The sequence below is a fragment of the Streptomyces kronopolitis genome (assembly GCF_050953795.1).
Taxonomy (GTDB): Bacteria; Actinomycetota; Actinomycetes; order Streptomycetales; family Streptomycetaceae; genus Streptomyces; species Streptomyces kronopolitis_A.
Map to the genome: position 1 here is coordinate 126,693 of NZ_CP191850.1, position 21,220 is coordinate 147,912.

The 21,220-nt window shown below is 72.2% G+C and carries 16 protein-coding genes; 9 read left to right on the top strand and 7 right to left on the bottom strand.

Annotated features, from left to right (window positions below; translation table 11 throughout):
• The first annotated feature begins 30 nt into the window (after positions 1 to 30).
• On the top strand, positions 31 to 1,647 hold the full coding sequence (locus ACQP17_RS00595; protein WP_433854379.1) for a phospholipase D-like domain-containing protein: 1,617 nt from the start codon (positions 31 to 33) through the stop codon (positions 1,645 to 1,647).
• Positions 1,648 to 2,236: 589 nt separating this feature from the next.
• Positions 2,237 to 2,878 (top strand): CAP domain-containing protein, encoded by a 642-nt coding sequence (locus tag ACQP17_RS00600; RefSeq protein ID WP_433854380.1) that lies wholly within the window; start codon positions 2,237 to 2,239, stop codon positions 2,876 to 2,878.
• Positions 2,879 to 3,054: 176 nt separating this feature from the next.
• Here the strand turns inward: ACQP17_RS00600 and ACQP17_RS00605 are convergent, their stop codons facing one another.
• From ACQP17_RS00605 to ACQP17_RS00615, 3 genes are read right to left on the bottom strand one after another with little or no spacing between them, the layout of a single operon-like run.
• Positions 3,055 to 5,391, bottom strand: coding sequence for an FtsX-like permease family protein (locus ACQP17_RS00605; protein ID WP_433854381.1), 2,337 nt, complete (start codon positions 5,389 to 5,391; stop codon positions 3,055 to 3,057).
• A gap of 5 nt (positions 5,392 to 5,396) precedes the next feature.
• Entirely contained in the window at positions 5,397 to 6,158 is a 762-nt protein-coding gene (locus tag ACQP17_RS00610) for an ABC transporter ATP-binding protein (RefSeq protein WP_433854382.1), read from the bottom strand.
• On the bottom strand, positions 6,155 to 6,661 hold the full coding sequence (locus ACQP17_RS00615; protein WP_364878692.1) for a PadR family transcriptional regulator: 507 nt from the start codon (positions 6,659 to 6,661) through the stop codon (positions 6,155 to 6,157). Before ACQP17_RS00615 ends, ACQP17_RS00610 begins: the two co-directional genes overlap by 4 nt.
• A 171-nt stretch (positions 6,662 to 6,832) precedes the next feature.
• Here ACQP17_RS00615 and ACQP17_RS00620 point away from each other — a divergent pair, with 171 nt between their 5' ends.
• The 6 genes from ACQP17_RS00620 (at position 6,833) to ACQP17_RS00645 (ending at position 14,447) form a co-directional block, all read left to right on the top strand.
• Positions 6,833 to 8,104, top strand: coding sequence for an ABC transporter substrate-binding protein (locus ACQP17_RS00620; RefSeq protein ID WP_433854383.1), 1,272 nt, complete (start codon positions 6,833 to 6,835; stop codon positions 8,102 to 8,104).
• 207 nt (positions 8,105 to 8,311) lie between these two features.
• A complete protein-coding gene (locus ACQP17_RS00625) occupies positions 8,312 to 10,069 on the top strand; it encodes a glycoside hydrolase family 13 protein (protein WP_433854384.1) in 1,758 nt (585 codons plus the stop codon).
• A 54-nt stretch (positions 10,070 to 10,123) separates the two neighbouring features.
• Positions 10,124 to 11,458 carry an ABC transporter substrate-binding protein gene (locus ACQP17_RS00630; protein WP_433854385.1) on the top strand — a complete coding sequence of 445 codons (1,335 nt, stop codon included), beginning with the start codon at positions 10,124 to 10,126 and terminating at the stop codon, positions 11,456 to 11,458.
• 18 nt (positions 11,459 to 11,476) lie between these two features.
• Positions 11,477 to 12,880 (top strand): ABC transporter permease subunit, encoded by a 1,404-nt coding sequence (locus ACQP17_RS00635; protein WP_433854386.1) that lies wholly within the window; start codon positions 11,477 to 11,479, stop codon positions 12,878 to 12,880.
• Positions 12,877 to 13,758, top strand: coding sequence for a carbohydrate ABC transporter permease (locus tag ACQP17_RS00640; protein ID WP_433854387.1), 882 nt, complete (start codon positions 12,877 to 12,879; stop codon positions 13,756 to 13,758). The genes ACQP17_RS00635 and ACQP17_RS00640 overlap by 4 nt, the downstream gene beginning before the upstream one ends.
• A gap of 122 nt (positions 13,759 to 13,880) precedes the next feature.
• Positions 13,881 to 14,447: a GNAT family N-acetyltransferase gene (locus ACQP17_RS00645; protein ID WP_433854388.1), complete on the top strand. Its 567-nt coding sequence runs from the start codon at positions 13,881 to 13,883 to the stop codon at positions 14,445 to 14,447.
• A gap of 52 nt (positions 14,448 to 14,499) precedes the next feature.
• Here the strand turns inward: ACQP17_RS00645 and ACQP17_RS00650 are convergent, their stop codons facing one another.
• The 4 genes from ACQP17_RS00650 to ACQP17_RS00665 form a co-directional block, all read right to left on the bottom strand.
• Complete coding sequence (locus tag ACQP17_RS00650) at positions 14,500 to 16,740, bottom strand: HelD family protein (protein WP_433859801.1); 2,241 nt, start codon at positions 16,738 to 16,740, stop codon at positions 14,500 to 14,502.
• 180 nt (positions 16,741 to 16,920) lie between these two features.
• Entirely contained in the window at positions 16,921 to 17,496 is a 576-nt protein-coding gene (locus ACQP17_RS00655; RefSeq protein ID WP_433854389.1) for an AMIN-like domain-containing (lipo)protein, read from the bottom strand.
• Between the two features lie 161 nt (positions 17,497 to 17,657).
• On the bottom strand, positions 17,658 to 18,446 hold the full coding sequence (locus tag ACQP17_RS00660) for a DeoR/GlpR family DNA-binding transcription regulator (RefSeq protein WP_433854390.1): 789 nt from the start codon (positions 18,444 to 18,446) through the stop codon (positions 17,658 to 17,660).
• A 37-nt stretch (positions 18,447 to 18,483) separates the two neighbouring features.
• Complete coding sequence (locus ACQP17_RS00665; RefSeq protein WP_433854391.1) at positions 18,484 to 19,524, bottom strand: NAD(P)-dependent alcohol dehydrogenase; 1,041 nt, start codon at positions 19,522 to 19,524, stop codon at positions 18,484 to 18,486.
• Positions 19,525 to 19,776: 252 nt separating this feature from the next.
• On the opposite strand from ACQP17_RS00665, the gene ACQP17_RS00670 reads away from it, so the two are divergent.
• Positions 19,777 to 21,150, top strand: a complete 1,374-nt coding sequence (locus ACQP17_RS00670; protein ID WP_433854392.1) for an MFS transporter — start codon at positions 19,777 to 19,779, stop codon at positions 21,148 to 21,150.
• Positions 21,151 to 21,220 lie beyond the last annotated feature (70 nt).

Here is a 21,220-nt window from a genome sequence, read left to right on the forward strand (position 1 = left end):
CTCTCCTCATCACCGTGAGAAGGAAAGCTCTTGGCTCCTCACCGCCTCCGCCGCCTCATACCGGCGTCCGTCGCCCTGACGACCGTGTGCGCGGCCTTACCGACCACGTCGGCATACGCGGCGGACACCCCGCCCACCCCTCATCTGGACTCCATCGAGCGCTCGCTGCGCGAGACCTCGCCCGGCCTTGAGGGTTCGGTGTGGCAGCGCACCAACGGCAACCGGCTGGACGCCCCCGGGGACGACCCCGCCGGCTGGCTGCTGCAGACCCCCGGCTGCTGGGGCGACCCCGCCTGCAAGGACCGCGCGGGGTCCCGTCGGCTGCTCGACAAGATGACCCGCAACATCGCCGACGCGAAACGCACGGTGGACATCTCCTCGCTGGCGCCCTTCCCCAACGGCGGTTTCGAGGACGCCATCGTCGCCGGACTCAAGGCATCCGTCGCGGCGGGGCACTCGCCCCGGGTACGCATCCTGGTCGGGGCCGCACCGCTCTATCACCTCAATGTGATCCCCTCCCGCTACCGCGACGAACTGCTCGGCAAGCTCGGCTCGGCAGCGGGGAAGGTCACGCTGAACGTCGCGTCGATGACCACGTCCAAGACGTCCTTCTCCTGGAACCACTCCAAGCTCCTCGTGGTCGACGGGACGACGGCCGTCACGGGCGGCATCAACGGCTGGAAGGACGACTACCTCGACACCGCCCACCCGGTGTCGGATGTGGACATGGCGCTCACCGGGCCGGCCGCCCGCTCCGCGGGGAAGTACCTCGACACGCTGTGGGGCTGGACCTGCCAGAACTCGTCCAACCCGGCCAAGGTCTGGCTCGCCACCTCGAACGGCGCGTCCTGCATGCCGTCGCTGGAGAAGGAGGAGGACTCGACTCCGGCCGCACCGGCCGGCGACGTACCGGTCCTCGCGGTGGGCGGGCTCGGCGTGGGCATCAAGGAATCCGACCCCTCCTCGGGGTACCACCCGGAGCTGCCCACGGCCCCGGACACCAAGTGCACCGTGGGGCTGCACGACAACACCAACGCCGATCGCGACTACGACACGGTCAACCCCGAGGAGACCGCCCTGCGTTCGCTCATCGCGAGTGCGCGCAGCCACGTCGAGATCTCGCAGCAGGACATGAACGCGACCTGCCCGCCGCTGCCGCGCTATGACATCCGGACCTACGACACGCTCGCGGCGAAGCTGGCCGCGGGGGTGAAGGTCCGCATCGTGGTCAGCGACCCCGCCAACCGCGGTGCCGTCGGCAGCGGCGGCTACTCGCAGATCAAGTCCCTGGACGAGATCAGCGACACCCTCCGCAAGCGCCTGGTGGCCCGCACGGGCGACAACGAGAAGGCGTCGCGGGCGATGTGCAGCAACCTCCAGCTCGCCTCGTTCCGCAGCTCGGACAATCCCACCTGGGCCGACGGCAAGCCGTACGCGCTGCACCACAAGCTGGTGTCGGTGGACGACTCGGCGTTCTACATCGGATCGAAGAACCTCTACCCGGCGTGGCTGCAGGACTTCGGCTACATCGTGGAGAGCCCGACCGCGGCGAAGCAGCTCAAGACCGAGCTGCTCGACCCGGAGTGGAAGTACTCGCAGGGTGCGGCGTCGACCCCGGCCGGCTGCTCCGGCAACGGGGCGGGCTGACCTCACGGGTTCCGGGGCAGGAGCGGCCGCACCCGCTCCTGCCCGCGGTGCGCGCGGCGCGGAGGCGAGCAGTGTGGCACGCACCGAAGGAAACGCCCGCAGAAGCGGCAGCGAGGGCGAATTGCAGGCAGTTCCGACATCACGCCACCCCCACAAGCGCCGCCGATACCGACCCGATTTCACACTGCCGTGACATCCCTCATAGCGCGCCCACACCCTTACTAAGCCGCATAGTAAGACAGCCCCCGGCGACATAAGAGACTTGTCCACCTTGGGTCATTCATATCCCTCACCCGCCGCGGCGGCATGCGACCCGCCCGCCCTTCCCTTCCTCTATCCCGCACATAAGGAATTCTGACGGGGCAACAGCGGATATCGGTGGCGCCGGTAGCTGAATCAGCATGCGCACGAACCTGTGACAAGGGCCGCGCGGTACTACGAAGCACGATAGTAGCCAGCCTTTGTTGCCTTGTGTTCACGGCTTCCCAAGAATGCGAACCGCACGGCGTCCTTGCAGTTCAGACGCGGGATTGCAGGGAGCTCGCCCGCGTCACGAAGGGCGCTCCGCAATTACCGAGTGAGGTCACGCATGACGAAACATCGCAGAACGCGGCGCTACCGGAAGGCAGCCGTCGCCGCATTCGCCATCGGCGCCGTGGCTGTGCCCTCCGCGGCCATGGCCTGTATCCACGAGCCCGGGCAGGCGAGCGGCGGGCACCAGGGTCATGGACAGAATGCGTCCTATCGCCACCACCACTGGTCGGGAAAGAGCGACTGGACCGGAAAGCCGGCCGCGGCTGCCCCCAAGGCGGCCGCCGCCTCCCCCGGCACCGCGAAGGCCGCCGCGCCCGCCTCCGGGGACACCGCCCAGGTCGTGAAGCTCGTCAATGACGAGCGCAGCAAGGCCGGATGCGCGCCGCTGACCGTGAACGCCAAGCTGACCAAGGCCGCTCAGGACCACAGCAAGGACATGGCCGGCCACAAGGACATGTCCCACACCGGCTCCGACGGCTCGTCCCCCGGCGACCGGATCACCCGCGCCGGCTACAGCTGGGGCGCCTACGGCGAGAACGTCGCCTACGGCTACAGCTCCCCCGCGAGCGTGATGAAGGGCTGGATGAACAGCCCCGGCCACAAGCGCAACATCCTCGACTGCTCCTTCAAGGAGATCGGCGTCGGCCACGCGCAGCCCGGCGACTACTGGACGCAGGACTTCGGCACGGCCCGATAGGGGGCACGGGATCCGGCCGGCACTGCCCCGGCCGGCCCGGTTCCCGCCGAGCGGCCGCCCGCCGCACCCGCACGGTGCACCCGCACGTCTCGCGCCCCACGGTGCACACAGGCCCCCGACCGATCCGGCCGGGGGCCTTCGCCGTGCGCGCGGCGCGGACCGGCCCGGACCGGGCCCTAGAGCAGATCCGTGGCCGAGTCCGCGAGGCGGCGGCGGGCTGCGCGGGCGGCTGGCAGGGCCGAGGCCGTCGCGGCGATGAGCACGGCGACGGCGACGACCAGCAGCAGTACGGCGACCGCCGGGCGCTGGGCGATGCCGGTCCCCCAGCCGCTGGCGCTCCCCTGGAGGTTGATGAGCCACTGGGAGGCGAGGACGCCCAGTCCCGTACCGGCCAGCGCGGCGGCCAGGGTGACGAAAGCCGTGGCCGAGACGATCACGGCGGTGATCTGGCGGGGCGTCAGCCCGACCGCCCGCAGGGCGAGCAGATCGCGGCTGCGGTCGCGGACGCCGGCACCGACCGTGGTCGCCAGTTCCGCCAGGCCGATCAGGGTCAGTACGGCGATCAGACCGACGGCGACGGCGCGGACCACCGACAGCTGGTCGGCGGGGTTGGGGGTCTGCCGCACCTCCAGCCGGCCGGCGGAGGCCTTGGTCAGGGCGCTTTGCACGGTGGCGGGGTCGGCTCCGTGGTGCAGGACCAGGTGGTAGAAGTCCGGGCGGGACGCCGGTGCCCCGGGTGTGCCGGTGCCGCTCGCGCCGTCGCGCAGGGTGTCCAGGGAGGTCGAGACGACCCGGCCGCCGTCCGCGGTCTCGATGGTGCGGCCGACGATGTGCAGCACATACGGGTGGCCGGCCACGGTCATCCGCACCCAGTCGCCGACACGGGCGTCCAGCAGGTCCAGCAGCCCCTGGCCGGCGACCGCTTCGTCGGGGCCGTGGGCCGCGCGCCCCTCCACGACGGCGAAGGGGTAGGGCCGGGCATCCGTCCCCACTCCCCGCAGGGTGATCGTCCCGGTCTGTCCCGGTACCAGGGCCTGGACCTCGGAGCCGGGGTAGGAGGTCAACTCCGGTCGTGCGTCGAGGAGTTGGTGCAGCTCCCGGTCGCCGAGGGCGTCGGTGCGGGCGGTGAGGGCCGCGGGCAGGCCGACGTGCTCGGGGTGCGAGGAGAAGCGGTCCAGGGTGGTCCAGGCGCCCAGTGCCACGGTGATGAGCAGCAGCGGGACGGCCAGCCGTGCCACGGCCGCCGAGGAGCGCAGCGGATGGTGGAAGGCGCCGCGCCAGCCGAGCACCAGGGCCGGCGGGACGCGCAGGCCGAGCGCCCGCCGGGTGAGGCCGGGGCCGCGGGCGCCGGTGGCCGCGGCGGCGCGGGCGACGGGCACCGGCGGCACCCGTCCGGCGCGCCAGGCGGCCAGGCAGGTCGCCGAGCCGATGAAGACCACCACTCCGCCGGAGATCACCAGGGTCAGCCAGGCGTGCCCGGGCAGCTGCCGCCACACGGCCATCGCCTCCCCGATCCGGCCGGGCGCGAGACCGCCGAGGAACTGGGTGACCAGCGCTCCGAGGGCGACGCCGAGCAGCGCGAAGAGGAGGTGCAGGGCGAGGAACATCCGGACCACCTGGCCGGGGGTGAACCCGATGGCCTTGAGGATCGAGATGTCCCGGAGGTGCCCGCGGATCCGGGTGCTGATCGCGCCGCCCACGGCCAGGGCGGCGGCGAGCAGCGCGCCCAGTCCGAATCCGCCGAGCAGCCGGCCGAGCAGCTGGTTGTCGCCCTCGGCCTCGGCCCTGGCCTGCCGCCAGGTGGAGACATCGGTGATCTGCTCGGCGCCGAGCCGGGTGACGGCCCGCTGGACCACGTAATCGGTGTCCGCGGGGTCGGCCAGCCGCAGGCCGATGGTGCGCCCGCGCTGGTCCTGGCCCGCCGTCGAGGCGGCGAGGGTCCCAGGGAGCACCCAGCCCACGCCCGGGGACTCGCCCGCCCGGAAGCCGACCTCGGCGGTGTCGGCGACGCCCACCACGCGCAGACGTGCCGGGAATCCGCTCAGCACGAGGGAGTCCCCGGGCTTGGCCCACATCGCGCGGGCCACCGAGCTGTCCAGGACGATGGCCTTGGCGGTGCCGGCGTCGGCCGCCGGGTCGAGCCAGCGGCCGGCCACGATCCGGGGCGCCGCGGTGGCGGGCCTGCGGTCGGTGCCGCGCAGTTCCAGGGTCGCCTTGGCGCCGCCGGGCTGAAGGCCGGCGGTGGTGCGGACGGTGCGGAAGGGGCCGGAGGTGGCGCGGACCTCGTCCAGCCCGGCGAGCGATCCGGCCGGGGCGTCGGCCCGGGTGTGGATCCAGACGTGGGCGCCGGAGGACTGGGTGAAGACCCGCTGCCAGGGGTCGGTGGCGTAGGCGAACAGGGCGGTGGCCAGCAGCAGCGAGATGGTGATGCCGGCGGTGGCCAGCACGATGAGCCCCGCCGCGGGGCGGTGTGCGCGCAGATGCGCCTGGGTCCAGCGGGCCGCCGCTCGCACGCCGGTCAGCCCCTGAGCTTGAGGACGTCGGCGACCCCGGCCCCGGGGCGTGGCCGGCCGCCGCCGAGGTGCGCGTCGTCGGCCACCCGGCCGTCGAAGAAGCTGATCACGCGGTCCGCCGCGCTGGCCATCCGGGCGTCATGGGTGACCAGCAGGATGGTCTGTCCGCGCTGGTGGAAGCGGGCGAGCAGCCGCAGCACCTCCCTGGTGCCCTTGCTGTCGAGGCTGCCGGCGGGTTCGTCGGCGAGCAGCAGGCTGGGGGTGTTGACCAGGGCGCGGGCCAGGGCGACGCGCTGCTGTTCGCCGCCGGACAGCTCGCCGGGCGTGCTGTTCTCCTTGCCGGTCAGGCCCAGCTCGTCGAGCAGCTCGCGGCGGGCGGCCCGGGCCTGCCGGGGCGACCGGCCGGCCAGCAGGGCCGGGAGCTCGACGTTGTCGGCGACGGAGAGGTTGGAGACCAGGTTGAAGAACTGGAAGACGATCCCGATGTGGTTGCGGCGCAGTTCGGCCCAGCGGGCCTCGCGGTAGCCGTCGACCTGCCGTCCGTCGAGCCACAGGGAGCCGCTGTCGGGGCGGTCCAGGCCGCCGAGGAGGTGGAGGAGGGTGGATTTGCCGGCGCCCGAGGGGCCGGTGACGGCGACGAATTCGCCGCGTTCGACGGTCAGGTCGACGCCCCGGACGGCGTGGACGGGCGCGGCGCCCTCCGGCCGGTAGGTCTTGACCAGGCCGGCTGCCCGGACTATCGGGCCGGACGGCTCGTCCCGGTTCATTCCCACTCCTCTTGACAGCGCTCCAGCCAGTCGAGATCCGCCTGGAGATGCAGCATCGCGCCCTCTATCAGCAGCTGCGCGACCCGGTTGTCCCGGTCCTCGCCGGCGGCGAGCTTCGAGAGGTCACGCATGGTGTTGAGGTAGTGGCGGCGCTGCTTGTTGATCAGGTCGATGCGGTGGGCGGTCCCGGTGTGGGGGGCCAGGGCGAGCTTCATGAAGAACTCGTCCCGTACCCGTGGTTCGGCGGTGGACTCCTCGAACCAGGCGTCGACCGTCTCGTGTCCCGCCGCGGTGATCCGGTAGATGCGCTTGTTCGGGCGGTCCGACTGCTCGACGTCCTCTCCCTCGATCAGGCCCGCCTTCTCCAGCCTGCCGAGAGTGACGTAGATCTGGCCGACATTTGGCTGAGGGTATGCCGCGCCCAGGAGGTTCTCAAGGGCTTGCTTGAGTTCATAGCCGTGGGCGGGCCCGCCGACCAGCAGAGCCAGGAGTGGCAGCCGCACGCTCTCCCTCTCCCTCCCCGCCCTACTTGCCTGTCATCTGGGCTCGTCCGGCTGTGAGCCGGGTCGCTTTGGCATCTTCCTGCGGCATCTAGTATCCCGCATGGCTAACAGGTATACATGGGGCGGGCTGTCGGCTCGTGTCCCGTCGACGCCCGGTGTGAGGAGGAGCCCATGCGGTGGAAGCATGCCGCGGGACGGGCCCTGCTGGTCTGCTGTCTGTTGTTCGCGGGCAGTGCCGGGGCCCGGGCCGGTGAGCCGGGTGACGGCTCGGACGGGCGCGGCCCCCTCACCCTGGTGACGGGCGGCGACCTCACCGGTTATCTGCGGGGCGTCCTCCGCGGCTGGAACGACCGGCACCCGCACGAGAAGGTGACCCTGGTCGAACTGCCGGACGCGGCCGACGAGGTGCGCGCCCAGATGGTCACCGAGCTGCGCTCGCGCAGTGACCGCTTCGACGTGCTCAACATCGACGTGGCCTGGACGTCGGAGTTCGCGGCCGCGGGCTGGATCAAGCCGGTGGACGGCACCCGGTTCCCGGTGAAGCACTTCCTTCCTCCCGTGGTGGACACCGCCACCTTCCGCGGCCGGCTCTACGCGGTCCCGTACGTGACCAACGCGGGGCTGCTCTACTACCGCAAGGACGTGCTGGACCGTGCGGGTGCGCGGCCGCCGCGCACCTGGGCCGAGTTGGCACATCTGGCGAAGACGGTCGCGCCCGCGTACGGGCTGGACGGCTATGCGGGGCAGTTCCTGCCGTACGAGGGGCTGACCGCCAATGTCACCGAGGCCGTCCAGTCGGCGGGCGGCACGGTGCTCGCGGGTGAGGGCTCGCGGGTGACGGTGGACTCCCCCGCGGCCCGCCGGGGTCTGTCGTTCCTGCTGGACGGGGTGCGCGAGGGCTGGATTCCGCGACGGGCGCTGTCCTTCAAGGAAGAGGAGTCCCGCGAGGCCTTCCAGGACGGCGGGCTGTTGTTCCTGCGGAACTGGCCGTACGCGTACGCGCTGGGCAACGCCCCGTCCTCGAAGGTGGCGGGGAAGTTCGGCGCGGTGCCGCTGCCGGGCCCGAACGGGCCGGGCTCCAGCGTGCTGGGCGGCTCCAATCTGGCGGTCAACGCGCACTCCCGGCATCAGAAGACGGCCGCCGACCTGATCTCGTATCTGACGTCCGAGCCCGTCCAGCGCCGGGTGCTCACCAAGGGCGCGCTGCCGCCGGTGTGGGCCGGTCTGTACACGGACCCGGCGCTGGTGCGGCGCTTCCCGTATCTGCCGACGCTCCAGCGCGCGGTGCTGGCCGCCAAACCGCGGCTGAAGAGCCCGCAGTACGACCAGGTGAGCCTGGCGGTGCAGGCCGTCATGCACGACGCGATGCTGCACCGCCGGAGCACCCCGGCCACCGTCGCGCGGCTGACGCGCGAGCTGGGCGCCCTCGTCCACCGCGGCTGACCTCATCTCGTCGCCTTCGGACACAGCCACCTCGCCTGTACTTACTTGTTAGGTACAGCCTGCCGTTCCAATCTCCCATAAATCGGGGCATCTCGCAGCGAGTTTCGACCATTTCGTTGACATCGAAAAGTCATCCCTACTTAACATGCATGCATAACAGCGATCGCAGCCGCACGGCATGCCCAGGCAAGAACGGGATCACGGCAGATGCTCATAGCCACGGCAGGGAACGGCACCTCGGCCGACTCCGCGCCCTCCCCCTCGCTCCCCGGTCCGGCTCCCGCCGCGCCCTCGGCCGTCCCCGCGACCGGGTCCGGGGACGCCGCCCGGCACTGGTGGCGCGACGCGGTGATCTACCAGGTCTACGTCCGCAGCTTCCTCGACACCACCGGCGACGGGATCGGCGACCTGGCCGGCGTGCGCACCGGCCTGCCGTACCTCAAGAAGCTCGGGGTGGACGGCATCTGGCTCAGCCCCTTCTACCCCTCGCCGCAGCACGACCACGGCTATGACGTCGCCGACTACCGCGATGTCGACCCCGTCTACGGCGACCTCGCCGAGTTCGACCACCTGGTGGCCGACGCCCACCGGCTGGGTCTGAAGGTCCTCCTGGACATCGTCCCCAACCACTGCTCCAGCGAGCACCCGTGGTTCCGCGCCGCACTGCAGGACGGCCCCGGCAGCGCGGCGCGGTCGCTGTTCCACTTCGCCGACGGGCGCGGAGCGGACGGGGAGCTGCCGCCCAACAACTGGCGGGCGATGTTCGGCGGCCCCGCCTGGTCCCGCGTCGAGGAAGCCGGGGCGCGGGAGGGCCAGTGGTACCTCCACATGTTCACGCCCGAGCAGCCCGATCTGAACTGGCGCGACCCGGCCGTGGCCGCCGACTTCGAGGGCGTGCTGCGCTTCTGGCTGGACCGCGGCGTCGACGGCTTCCGGATCGATGTGGCGGCCGGGCTGTTCAAGCACCCCGAGCTGCCCGACTCCCCCGACCCGGCGGCCGACGAGCGCACCCGCGACTCGGTCAACCCGCTGGCCTGGAACCAGCCCGAGGTGCACCGGGTGTGGCGCGAGTGGCGCGCGCTGTGCGAGGAGTACACCGCCCGCGACGGCCGCGACCGGCTGCTGGTCGGCGAGGTCTCCGTACGGACACCGGCCGAACAGGCCGCGTACGTCCGGCCCGACGAACTCCACCAGGCGTTCTTCTTCCACCTGCTGACCGCGCGCTGGGACGTCGCCACCTTCCGCCGGGTGATCAGCGAGGCGCTCACCGACATCGCCGGGACCGGCTCCACGGTCACCTGGGTGCTCAACAACCACGACCAGGTCCGGACCGTCACCCGCTACGCGACCGACCCCGGCCACACCACCGGGGACCTGGGCAGCGGGCTGGGTCCGGCGCGTGCCAGGGCCGCCGCCCTGCTGATGCTGGCGCTGCCCGGCGCGGCGTATGTCTACCAGGGCGAGGAGCTGGGCCTGCCGGAGGTCGTCGACCTGCCGGACGAGGCCCTCACCGACCCGATCTTCCACCGCACGGGCAGCCGGGAGCACATCCGCGACGGATGCCGGGTGCCGCTGCCGTGGTCGGGCCTGGCCTCACCGTTCGGCTTCACCAGCGGTACGGACGCGGCCCGGCCCTGGCTGCCGCAGCCCGCCTGGTTCGCCGAGCACGCCACCGACCGGGCGCTGGCCGACACCCGCTCGTTCTGGCACCTCTACCGCGAGGGGCTGCAACTGCGCCGCAGCCTCCCCCAGCTCGGCGAGGGCACCCTGCGCTGGCTGGACTCCCCGCCGCAGGTGCTGGCGTTCGTCCGCGGCGACGGCCTGGTCTGCGCCGTCAACTTCGGCACCGAACCGGTCGCCGCCCCCGCACCGGGACTCCCCCTGCTCGCGAGCGGCGACTGCCCCGCGGGCACGCTCCCCGGGTCCACCACCGCCTGGTGGATGCACGCCCCCGAAGCCCCCTAGCCCCACGCCGCACCGCCCCCGTCCTCCGCAGTCCTCCCGAAGGGAACACCCACCATGAGACGACCCGCAGTACGACACACCCGTGCCGCCCTCTCCGGCGCGGCCGTGCTCGGCCTGGCCCTCTCCGCGACCGCGTGCGGCGGCGGAGCGTCCGCCGGGGGCGGCAAGCAGGAACTCAGCGGCCAGAACGTGACCGTGGCCGGTGTCTGGACCGGCGTGGAGCAGCAGAACTTCAAGAAGGTCCTGGACGCGTTCTCCCGGAAGACCGGCGCGAAGGTCAGCTTCTCCTCCACCGGCGACAACGTCTCCACGGTCATCGGCAGCCAGGTCGAGGGCGGCAACGCCCCGGACGTGGTGATGGTCCCGCAGGTCGGCGTGCTCCAGCAGTTCGCCAAGAAGGGCTGGCTGACCCCCCTGTCCCCGGCGGTCGCCGCCGCAGCCAAGAAGAACTACGCGCAGGTGTGGAAGGACTACGGCACGGTCGGCAAGACCTACTACGGCCTGTACTTCAAGGCTTCGCACAAGTCGACGGTCTGGTACAGCCCGGAGGCCTACGCGCAGGCCGGGGTCAAGCCCGCGAAGACCTACGACGAGATGCTGAAGTCGGGCCGTACGCTCTCCGACTCGGGGGTGCCCGCCTTCGCCGTCGCGGGCGAGGCCGGCTGGCCGCTCACCGACTGGTTCGAGAACATCTACCTCTCCCAGGCCGGCCAGGACAAGTACGACAAGCTCGCCGCCCACAAGATCCCGTGGACGGACCCCAGCGTGGTCAAGGCGCTGACCGCGCTGGGCAAGCTGTTCGGTGACAAGAACCTGGTGGCCGGCGGCGGTTCGGGTGCACTGCGCACCGACTTCCCCGAGTCCGTCCAGCAGGTCTTCGGCCCGGACCCGAAGGCCGCCTCGGTCTACGAGGGTGACTTCGTCAGCGCCCTGGTCACCGACGAGCTCCACAAGCAGGTCGGCAAGGACGCCAAGTTCTACCCCTTCCCCGCGGTCGACGGGGGCAAGGCGCCGGTGGTCAGCGGCGGTGACGCCGCCGTGGTGCTCAAGGCCGGCAAGAACAAGAAGGCCGCCATGGAACTGGTGAAGTACCTGGCCGGCCCCGAGGCGGCCGGTGTCTGGGCCAAGGCCGGCGGCTACATCTCGCCCAACAAGAAGGTCCCGGCGAGCGCGTACCACGACGAGGTCACCCGCAAGGCCGCCCGGTCCCTGACCGACGCCGGGAACTCCGTGCGCTTCGACATGTCCGACCAGGCACCCGCGGCCTTCGGCGGCACCCAGGGAGCCGGCGAGTGGAAGCTGCTGCAGGACTTCCTGCGCGACCCCGCCGACCCCGCGGCCACCGCCCGCAAGCTTGAGGCCGCCGCGGCCAAGGCATACGGAAAGTAAGGACCGAGGGCCCGATCGATGCCTGTCACCTCTCCCGCGGTGCCGCCCGCCCCGGCGCGCGGCACCGCGTCCCTCCCCCCGCGCGGCACACCCGGCAGCCCCCGTGCCGCCGCGCGGCAGGCCGTCCGGCGCCGCCGGCGGATCGCCGCGCTCTTCCTGCTCCCGGCGCTCGTGCTGCTGGGCGCCCTCGTCGCGTACCCCATCGTGTTCTCGGTCGTCCGCAGCATGTACGACGCCTCCGGTGACACCTTCGTCGGGGCCGGCAACTACACCGCGATGTTCCAGGACCCGGCCACGCTGCGAGCCATCCGCAACAGTGCGATCTGGGTCGTCTTCGCCCCCGCGCTGCTGACCGGACTCGGCCTGGTGCTCGCCGTGCTGACCGAGAAGATCCGCTGGAAGACGGCGTTCAAGCTGCTGATGTTCATGCCGATGGCGATCTCCTTCCTCGCCGCGGGCATCATCTTCCGGCTCACCTACGAGCAGGATCCGCAGCGCGGCGTGCTCAACGCGGTCACCGTCGGCGTCCACGACCGGTTCCAGGGGGAGTCCGCCTCCCTCCCGACCGCCAAGCCACGCCTCGGCGACAAGCAGCTCACCAAGGGGCACGACGGCTCCTACCGCACGGCGCACCGCACGAGCCCGGGGCACACCGTCGACCTCGGCCTGGTCGGCATCGCTCCCAAGGACATGCCGCGACAGGCACGCCCCGCCGCACCGGCCGCCAAGTCCCCTGCTGCCAAGGGCGAGTTGCGCGGGGTGGTCTACTTCGACTTCACCCCCGGCGGGCACGGCACGCCCGGCACGGTGGACCGCGGTGAGCGCGGGCTGCCGAAGCTCTCCGTCGAGGCCCTCGACGCCCACGGCAAGGTGGCGGCCACGGCCACCACCGGCCCGGACGGCTCCTACCGGCTGCCGCACCTGGCCCCGGGGGCCTACGCGGTCCAGCTCCCCGCCAAGGACTTCGCCGCACCCTACGGGGGCGTCTCCTGGCTCGGCCCGGCGCTCATCACCCCCGCCATCATCGGCGCCTACATGTGGATCTGGACCGGCTTCGCCCTCGTCCTGATCGGTGCGGGGCTCTCCTCGATGCCGCGGGACGTGGTCGAAGCCGCCCGGATGGACGGCGCGGGCGAGTGGCAGGTCTTCCGCCGGATCACGGTGCCGCTGCTGGGACCCGTCCTGGGGGTGGTGTTCGTGACGATGGTGATCAACGTGATGAAGGTCTTCGACCTCGTCTACATCATCGCCCCCGGCCCCGTACAGCAGGACGCCAACGTCCTGGCCCTGCAGATGTGGCTGGTCTCCTTCGGCGGCGGCAACAACCAGGGACTCGGCAGCGCCCTCGGCGTCCTGCTGCTCCTGCTGGTGCTGCCGGCCATGGCCCTCAACATCCGACGCTTCCGCAGGAGCCAGTCATGACCACCGCTCAGGGAACCGCCGCGCCCCGCAAGCGGGCGGCCGCCCGGCCCGCGAGGTGGCTCAGCCGCGGTGTGATCCAGCTGTTCCTGCTGGTCATCGGTCTGATCTGGCTCACGCCCGCCGCCGGGCTCTTCCTGTCGTCCCTCCGGACGGAGGAGGCCAACGCCGGCAGCGGCTGGTGGACCGCGTTCACCTCGCCCGGGCAGCTCTCGCTGGACAACTACACGGCGCTGCTGAAGGACTCGGGCATCGTCCAGGCGTTCTGGAACACCGTGCTGATCTCGGTGCCCACCACCCTGGCCGTCGTGGTGATCGCCGCACTGGCCGGGTACGCCTTCGCCTGGATGGACTTCCCCGGCCGGGACTGGATCTTCCTGGTCGTGGTCGCGATGCTGGTGGTGCCGGTGCAGATCGGTCTGCTGCCGGTGGCCAAGCTGTTCGGCGCGCTCGGACTGTTCGGCTCCATCCCCGGCGTCGTGCTGTTCCACACCGCCTACGGACTGCCGTTCGCCATCTTCCTGCTGCGCAACTACTTCGCGGAGATCCCCAAGGAGATGCTGGAGGCCGCCCGGATGGACGGCGGCGGGGAGTGGCGCATCTTCTCGCAGTTGGTCCTGCCGCTGGGCCGCCCCGCGATCGCCAGCCTGGCCATCTTCCAGTTCCTGTGGGTGTGGAACGACATGCTGGTCGCCCTGCTCTTCGCCGACAACGCCTCACAGCCGCTGACGGTGGCCCTCCAGTCGCAGATGCGGCAGTTCGGCAGCAACATCGGGGTGCTGGCGCCCGGTGCCTTCCTGTCCCTGATCGTGCCGCTGATCGTGTTCTTCGCCTTCCAGCGGCACTTCGTCCAGGGCATCATGGCCGGTTCGGTCAAGTAGCGGGCCCGGCCGCCGTTCCGTACGGGGCAGCCCCGACGCCACGCTCGGACGGCGTCGGGGAAGCACCCGGCCGGAGCCGTAACTCGCTCGCCCCGCGGCCGGGAGCCGGTTACGTTGGCGCGATGTCCGAACTGCGTACCGAACGGCTGACACTGCGGGAGTGGCGGGCGAGCGACCTCGGGCCCTGGGCGGCGATGAACGCCGATCCCGAGGTCCGGGCCCACTTCCCCGAGGTGCTCAGCCGCGAGCGGAGCGAAGCCTCCGCCGCCCGCTTCCAGACCGATCTCGCACGGCGCGGCTGGGGGTGGTGGGCCGTCGAGGTGCGCGCGACCGGGGAGTTCATCGGCTTCACCGGGCTCGATCCGGTGGACGACGGCATGCCGTTCACGGGGGTGGAGGCCGGCTGGCGGCTGACCCGTGCGGCCTGGGGGCACGGCTACGCCACCGAGGCCGGCCGCGCCGTGCTGGACTTCGGCTTCGACACCCTCCGGCTGCCGCAGATCCTGGCCGTGACCACCGCCGCCAACCTCCGCTCCCGGGCGGTGATGGGCCGGCTGGGGATGACCCGCGATCCGGCCGAGGACTTCGACGATCCCGAGGTCGGCGACGGCCCGCGGCGGCCGTGTGTGGTGTACCGGGTCTCCGACGCGGCCCACCGGCGCAACGCCCGCATGACGAACGGGAGTTGAGGAGTCGTTGAGGGGCGCCGCAGGGTGTCGTGCGGCGCCCCTCGGCCCGCGCTCACCGGCCGGACGCCGCGGCCTCCGGTGCCGACAGCTCGGCCAGCGCCGCGGGCAACGGCTCCGTGTGGAGCACGCCCAGCCGCTGGGTCGCCCGGGTGAGCGCGACGTACAGGTCGCTGGCGCCGAACTCCGCCGGTTCCACCACGAGCACGGTGTCGAACTCCAGCCCCTTGGCCTGTCGCGGGTCGAGCACCACCACCGGGCGGGTCAGGTCCGGGGAGGCCCCGGCGGAGGCGTCCGGGAGGGCCGCGGCCAGGGCTTCGCGGCGGGCGGGCGGGGCGATCACCGCGAGCCGCCCCGCCCCGGACGCCTCCCGTGCGACGGTCTCGGCCACCGCCCCGGCCAGGTCGTCGGTGCGCCGCGCCCAGGGACGGACGCCGGTGGACCGGATCGAGCGCGGCGGCGTGAAGGAGGGGTCGGCGGCCCGGGGCACCCGCGCCGCGAGCTCCATGATCTCGGTCGGCGTACGGTAGTTGACGCCGAGCCGGACATGGTGCCAGCGGTCGCCGGCGTAGGGCGCGAGGATCGACTCCCAGCCGCCGCAGCCCCCCGGTTCGGCAGTCTGCGCCGGGTCTCCGACCAGGGTCATCGAGCGCATCGGGCAGCGGCGCATCAGCAGCCGCCAGGCCATCTCGGACAGTTCCTGCGCCTCGTCGACGATGAGGTGTCCGAAGGCCCAGGTGCGGTCCGCCGCGGCGCGTTCGGCGGCGGTGCGGTGGTCGGCCTCCTCCTGCCGGTCGGCGAGCCGCTCGGCGTCCACCAGGTCGTGCGCGGCCAGCACCTCCGAGTCCTCGTCGTCGCGGTCCTCGAACTCCTGGGTGCGCGAGCCGTAGGAGAGGTCGAGCACGCCCTGGGCGTAGGCGATCTGCTCCTGACGCCGTGCCTCGGCGGCGGCGCGGGCGGCCGCGTCGTCCTCGCCGAGGAGTTCGGCGGCCTCGTCCAGCAGGGGGACGTCCGCGGGGGTCCAGCCGCCCGAGGTGCGCCGGATCGCCTCGGCGTCGGCGTCGGAGAGGTGGACGGGCTCGGCGAGGAAGTCGGCGACCAGCTGCTGCGGGGTGAGGGTGGGCCACAGCTCCTCGATGGCGCCGTGCACGTCGGAGCTGAGGGCGATGGCCTTGCCGAGCTGGGCGATGTCGTCGGGGCCCAGGAGGTTCGGCCCGCCGTAGGGGTCCGCGCCGAGGCGTTCGGTGAGCTGCGCGGTGAGCGCGTCGATGACGTGGAAGGCGAAGTGCGGGCGGGCGAGGTTGTGCGGCAGGCCCGAGGCGCGGGCGTGCCGGCGTGCGGCGCGCGCGAGGTCCGCGTCCAGGTGGAGTTCGCCGTCGTCGTGGTCGATGACGAGCGCGGGGTCGGGCAGGGTCTGGCGGTCCCGTACGAAGTGCGCGAGGGCGTCCGCCATCGCCGCGCGGCCCTTGATCTCCGCGGCCTCGGCGGTGTCGGTGCCGGTCGCGGTCACGCCCGGGAAGAGTTCGGCGGGCGTGGCGAGCAGCACGCCCGTCTCGCCCAGTGCGGGCAGCACCTCGCCGATGTAGCTGAGGAAGGCCGGGTTCGGCCCGACGATGAGCACGGCGCGGCGGGCGAGTTGCTCGCGGTGCGCGTAGAGGAGGTAGGCCGCGCGGTGCAGGGCGACGACGGTCTTGCCGGTGCCGGGCCCGCCCTCCACGACGAGGATGCCGTCGTGCGGGGCGCGGATGATGGCGTCCTGCTCCGCCTGGATGGTCTGCACGATGTCGTGCATCCGCCCGGTGCGCGCCGCGTCGAGGGCGGCCAGCAGCACGGCGTCCGCGTCGCTGCCCTCGTGCCCGGTGCGGACGGCGTCGGCGAGGTCCAGGATCTCGTCGTGCAGGGCGGTGACGGTCCGGCCCTCGGTGGTGAGGTGGCGCCGGCGGCGCAGGCCCATGGGGGTGTGCCCGGTGGCGAGGTAGAACGGCCGGGCGACGTCGGCGCGCCAGTCGATGACCAGCGGAGTGCGCTCCGCGTCGTCGCGCCGGATGCCGATGCGGCCGATGTGGTGGTCCCGCCCGTCGCGGAAGAGCAGCCGGCCGAAGCAGAGGCCGTGCTCACCGGCGTCGAACGCGGCCAGCAGTCCGGACTGTTCGGCCACCAGGACATCGCGCTCCAGGCGTGCCTGGGCGTTGTTCCCTTCCCGCGGCAGGGTTTCGGTGACCGTCGCCGCCGCCCCGGTCCGCATTTCCGCGAGGCGTGCATGGAGCAGGTCGATGAATTCCTGCTCGTGCCGCAATTCCTCGTTTGACAATTCAGCTCCGCTCGGATATGGTTCGGAATGAAGTTGGGCTCATGTCTTGAATTCAGAACAGACACAGAAGCCCTCAATATACGCAGAGAAATACCCCGGCTGTCAATGCAGTCCGGGGCATTTCTCTTTGCGCGTCCGAGCGGTGCGCCACGGGGACCGGGCAGGTCACCAGGTGTGGGCGACGTCCACGATCAGCTGGTGGCCGGACTGGAGCACCCGGAAGGGAAGCTTGGCGCGGACGCCCAGGCCGATCTGGGTCTGCCCTTCGAAGCTCGCTCCGAACTTGGTGTCCGTGAACGTTTTGTATCCGCTGAGGTCCACCCCCGGCAGCGACTTGCCGGCGGACCCGGCATAGGTCTGCCGACCGGTCGCCGGGTCATAACTGGGCGCGGACACATAGATCTGCAAAATGGCGCCACCCTTGACCGGTATCCGCGCGCCCGAGCCGTCCTGGTGGAACGCGTCGACATAGCCGACGTGGTAGCCGAGCTTTCCGGCGGCGGCACCGGTGTCGAACACCATGCGGTCGTAGCACGCGTGCCGGCCGGTCCTGATGCCGGTGAGCGGCGCGGCGTCCGCGTCCGTGACGGACTTGTCGCCGCTGCCCCAGACGGCCGAACAGGCCGCGGGCGGCGCGGCGTTGCCCACCGGACCGGTCGCGGCTTCGGCCGCACCGGCCGTGCCCGCCACCCCGGCGCCCGCCAGCACGAGTGCGGCCGCCACTGTCCTCCACCGTCGCATGTCCTACCTCCAGAGAAGATCCGAGCACAACGTCGTGCGGTAGGACGGGCGCGGCGGTGGCGGGGTTGTACGCCGGCCGGCATGTGGCCGAAGAAGGGCCGAGGTGTCGTGAAACGGCGGGTGTGGGCGGGGCGCCCGGAACGTGTGGGCCGGGCGGGCGGTCAGACGTCGACCACGTCCACGGAGGCGCCTCTACGCCGCAGTTCGGCCAGCTCCCCGGCCGGTGTCCCGCGGTCCGTGACGATACGGTCGTAGTGGCCGATGTCGCCGTAGGCGTGCGTGGCGGCCTTGCCGAACTTGGTGTGGTCCACCAGCAGCAGTGACCGCTGCGCGCAGTCCAGCATGGCTTCCTTGATCTCGGCGTAGTCGCGGATCGGGTGGAAGAGCCGGCCGCCGAGCACCGACACCGCCGACATCACGGTGAGATCGGCATGGATGCGGCCGAGGGCGCGCAACACCTCGGGGCCGACGCAGGAGCCGAACTCCCCGCGGTAGCGGCCGCCGAGCAGCGTGACATCGGCGCCGGGCGTGTCGTCGAACAGGCGCGCCACGCCGAGGGAGTTGGTGATCACGGTGACCGCCTCGGTCCGGGCGATGCGGGCCGCGAGCGGGAAGACCGTGGTCGAGTCGTCCAGCACCAGGGTGCTGCCGGGCCGCACCTCGTCGGCGACGGCGGCGCACAGCGCCTCCTTCACCGGGAGGTTCACCCCGAGCCGGAAGCGGGTGGCGGTCTCCATGGTGAGGGTCGGGAAGGGTGCGGCCCGCCCGCGTTCCTTGCGCAGCAGCCGGCGTTCGGCGAGCTGGTCCAGATCGCGGTGCATGGTCGCGAGGCTGACCCCGAAGCGTCTGGCGAGTTCGTCGATGCGCACGTCTCCGTGCTCGACGACATGGGCCAGTACGTCCTGCCGTCGCCGGTCGACCTCGGCCAGCGACGACCGTGTGGAAGCCATCGGGCCGCCCCTTCCCGGTCGGACAGCGGCAGCGCGCCTACCGCTGGGGGTGAATCACGGCCTTGACGGCACCGGTGTCGCGGGTGGCGACGGTCAGTGCGCTCTCGGCCTCGGCAAGACCGTAGCCGTGGGAGACCAGGGAGTCGAGCCGGACCGCGCCCGACTGCACCAGGGCGATCGCGGTGGGCCAGGTGTGGGCGTAGCGGAAGGTGCCGGTCACCTCCAGTTCGTGGTGCTGCACCCGGCTGACCGGCAGGGGGACCTCGTCACCGCCCATGCCGATGAGCACCACCCGGCCGGCCCGGCCGACGGTGCGGATCGCCTCGCCGCTGACGGCGGGGACGCCGGAGCACTCCAGCAGGACGGTGGGGGTGAACTCCGCCTGGTGCAGCGGGGTGTGGGAGACGTCGAGGGCGGTGGCGCCGGTGGCCCGGGCGAGGGCGAGCCGGTGCGGGAGGACATCGGTGACCAGCACCTCCCGTGCGCCGAAGGCCTGTGCCGTCTGGGCGGCGACCAGGCCGATCGGCCCCGCGCCGGTGATCAGTACCCGGTCGCCGGGGGCCACGCGGGCCTTGCGGCAGGCCCAGACCGCCACGGACAGCGGTTCCAGCAGGGCGGCCTCCTCGATGCTGAGGGAGTCGGGGACCTCGTGGGCGAAGTCCTGGTGCACGGCGAGGTATTCGCAGAAGGCGCCGTCGATCGGCGGGGTGGCGAGGAAGCGCATGTCGGGGCACAGGTTGTAGCGGCCGGCGCGGCACTCGGCGCAGCTGCCGCAGGGGGTCCCGGGCTCGATGGAGACGCGTCGGCCGATCCGTTCCGCCCCGACTCCGGGGCCGGCGGCGACCACCGTGCCGGCCGCCTCGTGTCCGAGGACGAGCGGTGCGCGGACGACGAAGTCGCCGATGCGGCCGTGCCGGTAGTAGTGCACGTCCGAGCCGCAGGTGCCGACCGCCTCGACGCGTACCAGTACCTCCCCGGGGCCGGGGGCCGGGACGGGGCGTTCCTCAAGGCGCAGCTGCTCGGGTCCGTGCAGGACGGCGGCGCGCATGGCGGTGGGAATCGCGGAGGTGACGGTCATGGCGGGCTCACGGCTCCCTAGGGGTGTGGAGAGGGGAGGGGGTGTCGCGGGTCCGGTGCCGGGGCCGGCGGGCCGGCTGCGTTCACTCCCGGTTTCCGCACGCTACCTCTTCTTTTTCTATCAGTGAACCCTTGACTTCGCACAAAATGCGAGAAGACTTGCGCGGGCTTCCCGTATACCGAGCGGGGTCTCGCTCCGTCCCCCACCAACGCCCGCCCCCTCTCCCGCGCCCGACTCCCCCCTGGAGGGCCCATGAGCAGCTCCGCCCGCACCCCGTCCGCACCCACCCCGGCCGCCGGCGCGCCGGAGCCGGGCCGCCTCAGCTCGCTGCCCGCACGCCTGGGCATACCGTCGGCCCTGACCTGGGGTTTCGTGGGAGTGCTGCTGTTCATGACCGGCGACGGCGTGGAGACCGGCTTCTTCTCGAAGTACCTGGCCGACCAGGGCATGGGCAAGGCCGACGCGGCGGTGGTCATCGCCGTCTACGGCATCACCGTCGCCATCGGCGCATGGCTCTCGGGCGCGCTGTCGGACCTGTGGGGGCCGCGGCGGGTGATGATGGCCGGCTTCGCCATCTGGCTCGTCTTCCAGGTGCTCCTGCTGACCGTGGCGCTGCCGGCCATGAACTATCCGTTGCTGCTGCTCGTCTACGGGCTGCGCGGCTTCGGCTACCCCTTGTTCGCCTACGGCTTCCTGGTGTGGGTCACCGCGGCGACCGAGCCGCGGCGGATGGGAACCGCGGTCGGCTGGTACTGGTTCGCCTTCACCGGCGGGCTGCCGACCCTGGGCTCGCTGGTGGCCAGCGCCACGATCCCCGCGGTCGGCTCGTACCGCACCCTGTGGTGCGCGCTCGGGCTGGTGACGATCGGTGGGCTGCTGGCCCTGCTGCTGGTGCGCGAACCCACCGGGCGGTCCCCGCTCGCCCCGCACGGCGAGCGTCCGCTGGCGACCCTGGCGGGCAGCGTGTCGATCATGCGGCGGCGGCCGCGGGTCGCCGTCGGCGCCGCGGTGCGCGTCTTCAGCACCGGCTCCCAGTTCGGCTTCCTGGTCTGCATGCCGTTCTTCTTCACCGAGACGGTCGGCTTCAGCACCTCGGGCTGGCTGCGGCTGCTCAGCGTGATGTTCGCCGCGAACATCTTCGCCAACCTCTTCTTCGGCGCCGTCGGCGACCGGCTCGGCTGGCAGCGCACCATGACCTGGTTCGGCGCCGTGGCCTGCGCGGTGACCTGCCTCGGGCTGTACTACGTCCCCGTCGCGGCCGGTCCGCACTTCCTCCCCGCCGCGGTGGCCGCCGCCCTGTACGGCATCGCCCTCGCCGGCTACGTACCGATCTCCGCGCTGGTGCCGGCGCTGGCACCGCGCCACAAGGGCCAGGCCATGTCGGCCCTGAACCTGGGCGCCGGGGCCAGCACCTTCGCCGGACCGGCCATCGTCGCCCTCGCCCTCGGACCGATCGGGGTCGCGGGCATCGTGTGGATCTTCGCCCTCCTCCACCTGGCCACCGCGGTCGCCATCCGGTTCCTGGTTCCCGACCCGGAGTTCACCGCACCGGCGGACGAGCAGGCAAAGGCGCCGGCCGCCGCTCCGGAGACCGGTGGCGCGGTCCTCCCGGCGGGCCGGCCCTGACCCGCGGCTGCCGCCCGGAGGCGGGCCCCGGCGCGGGCGAACGTACGTCCCCCCCCCGCCCCGGGTGTCG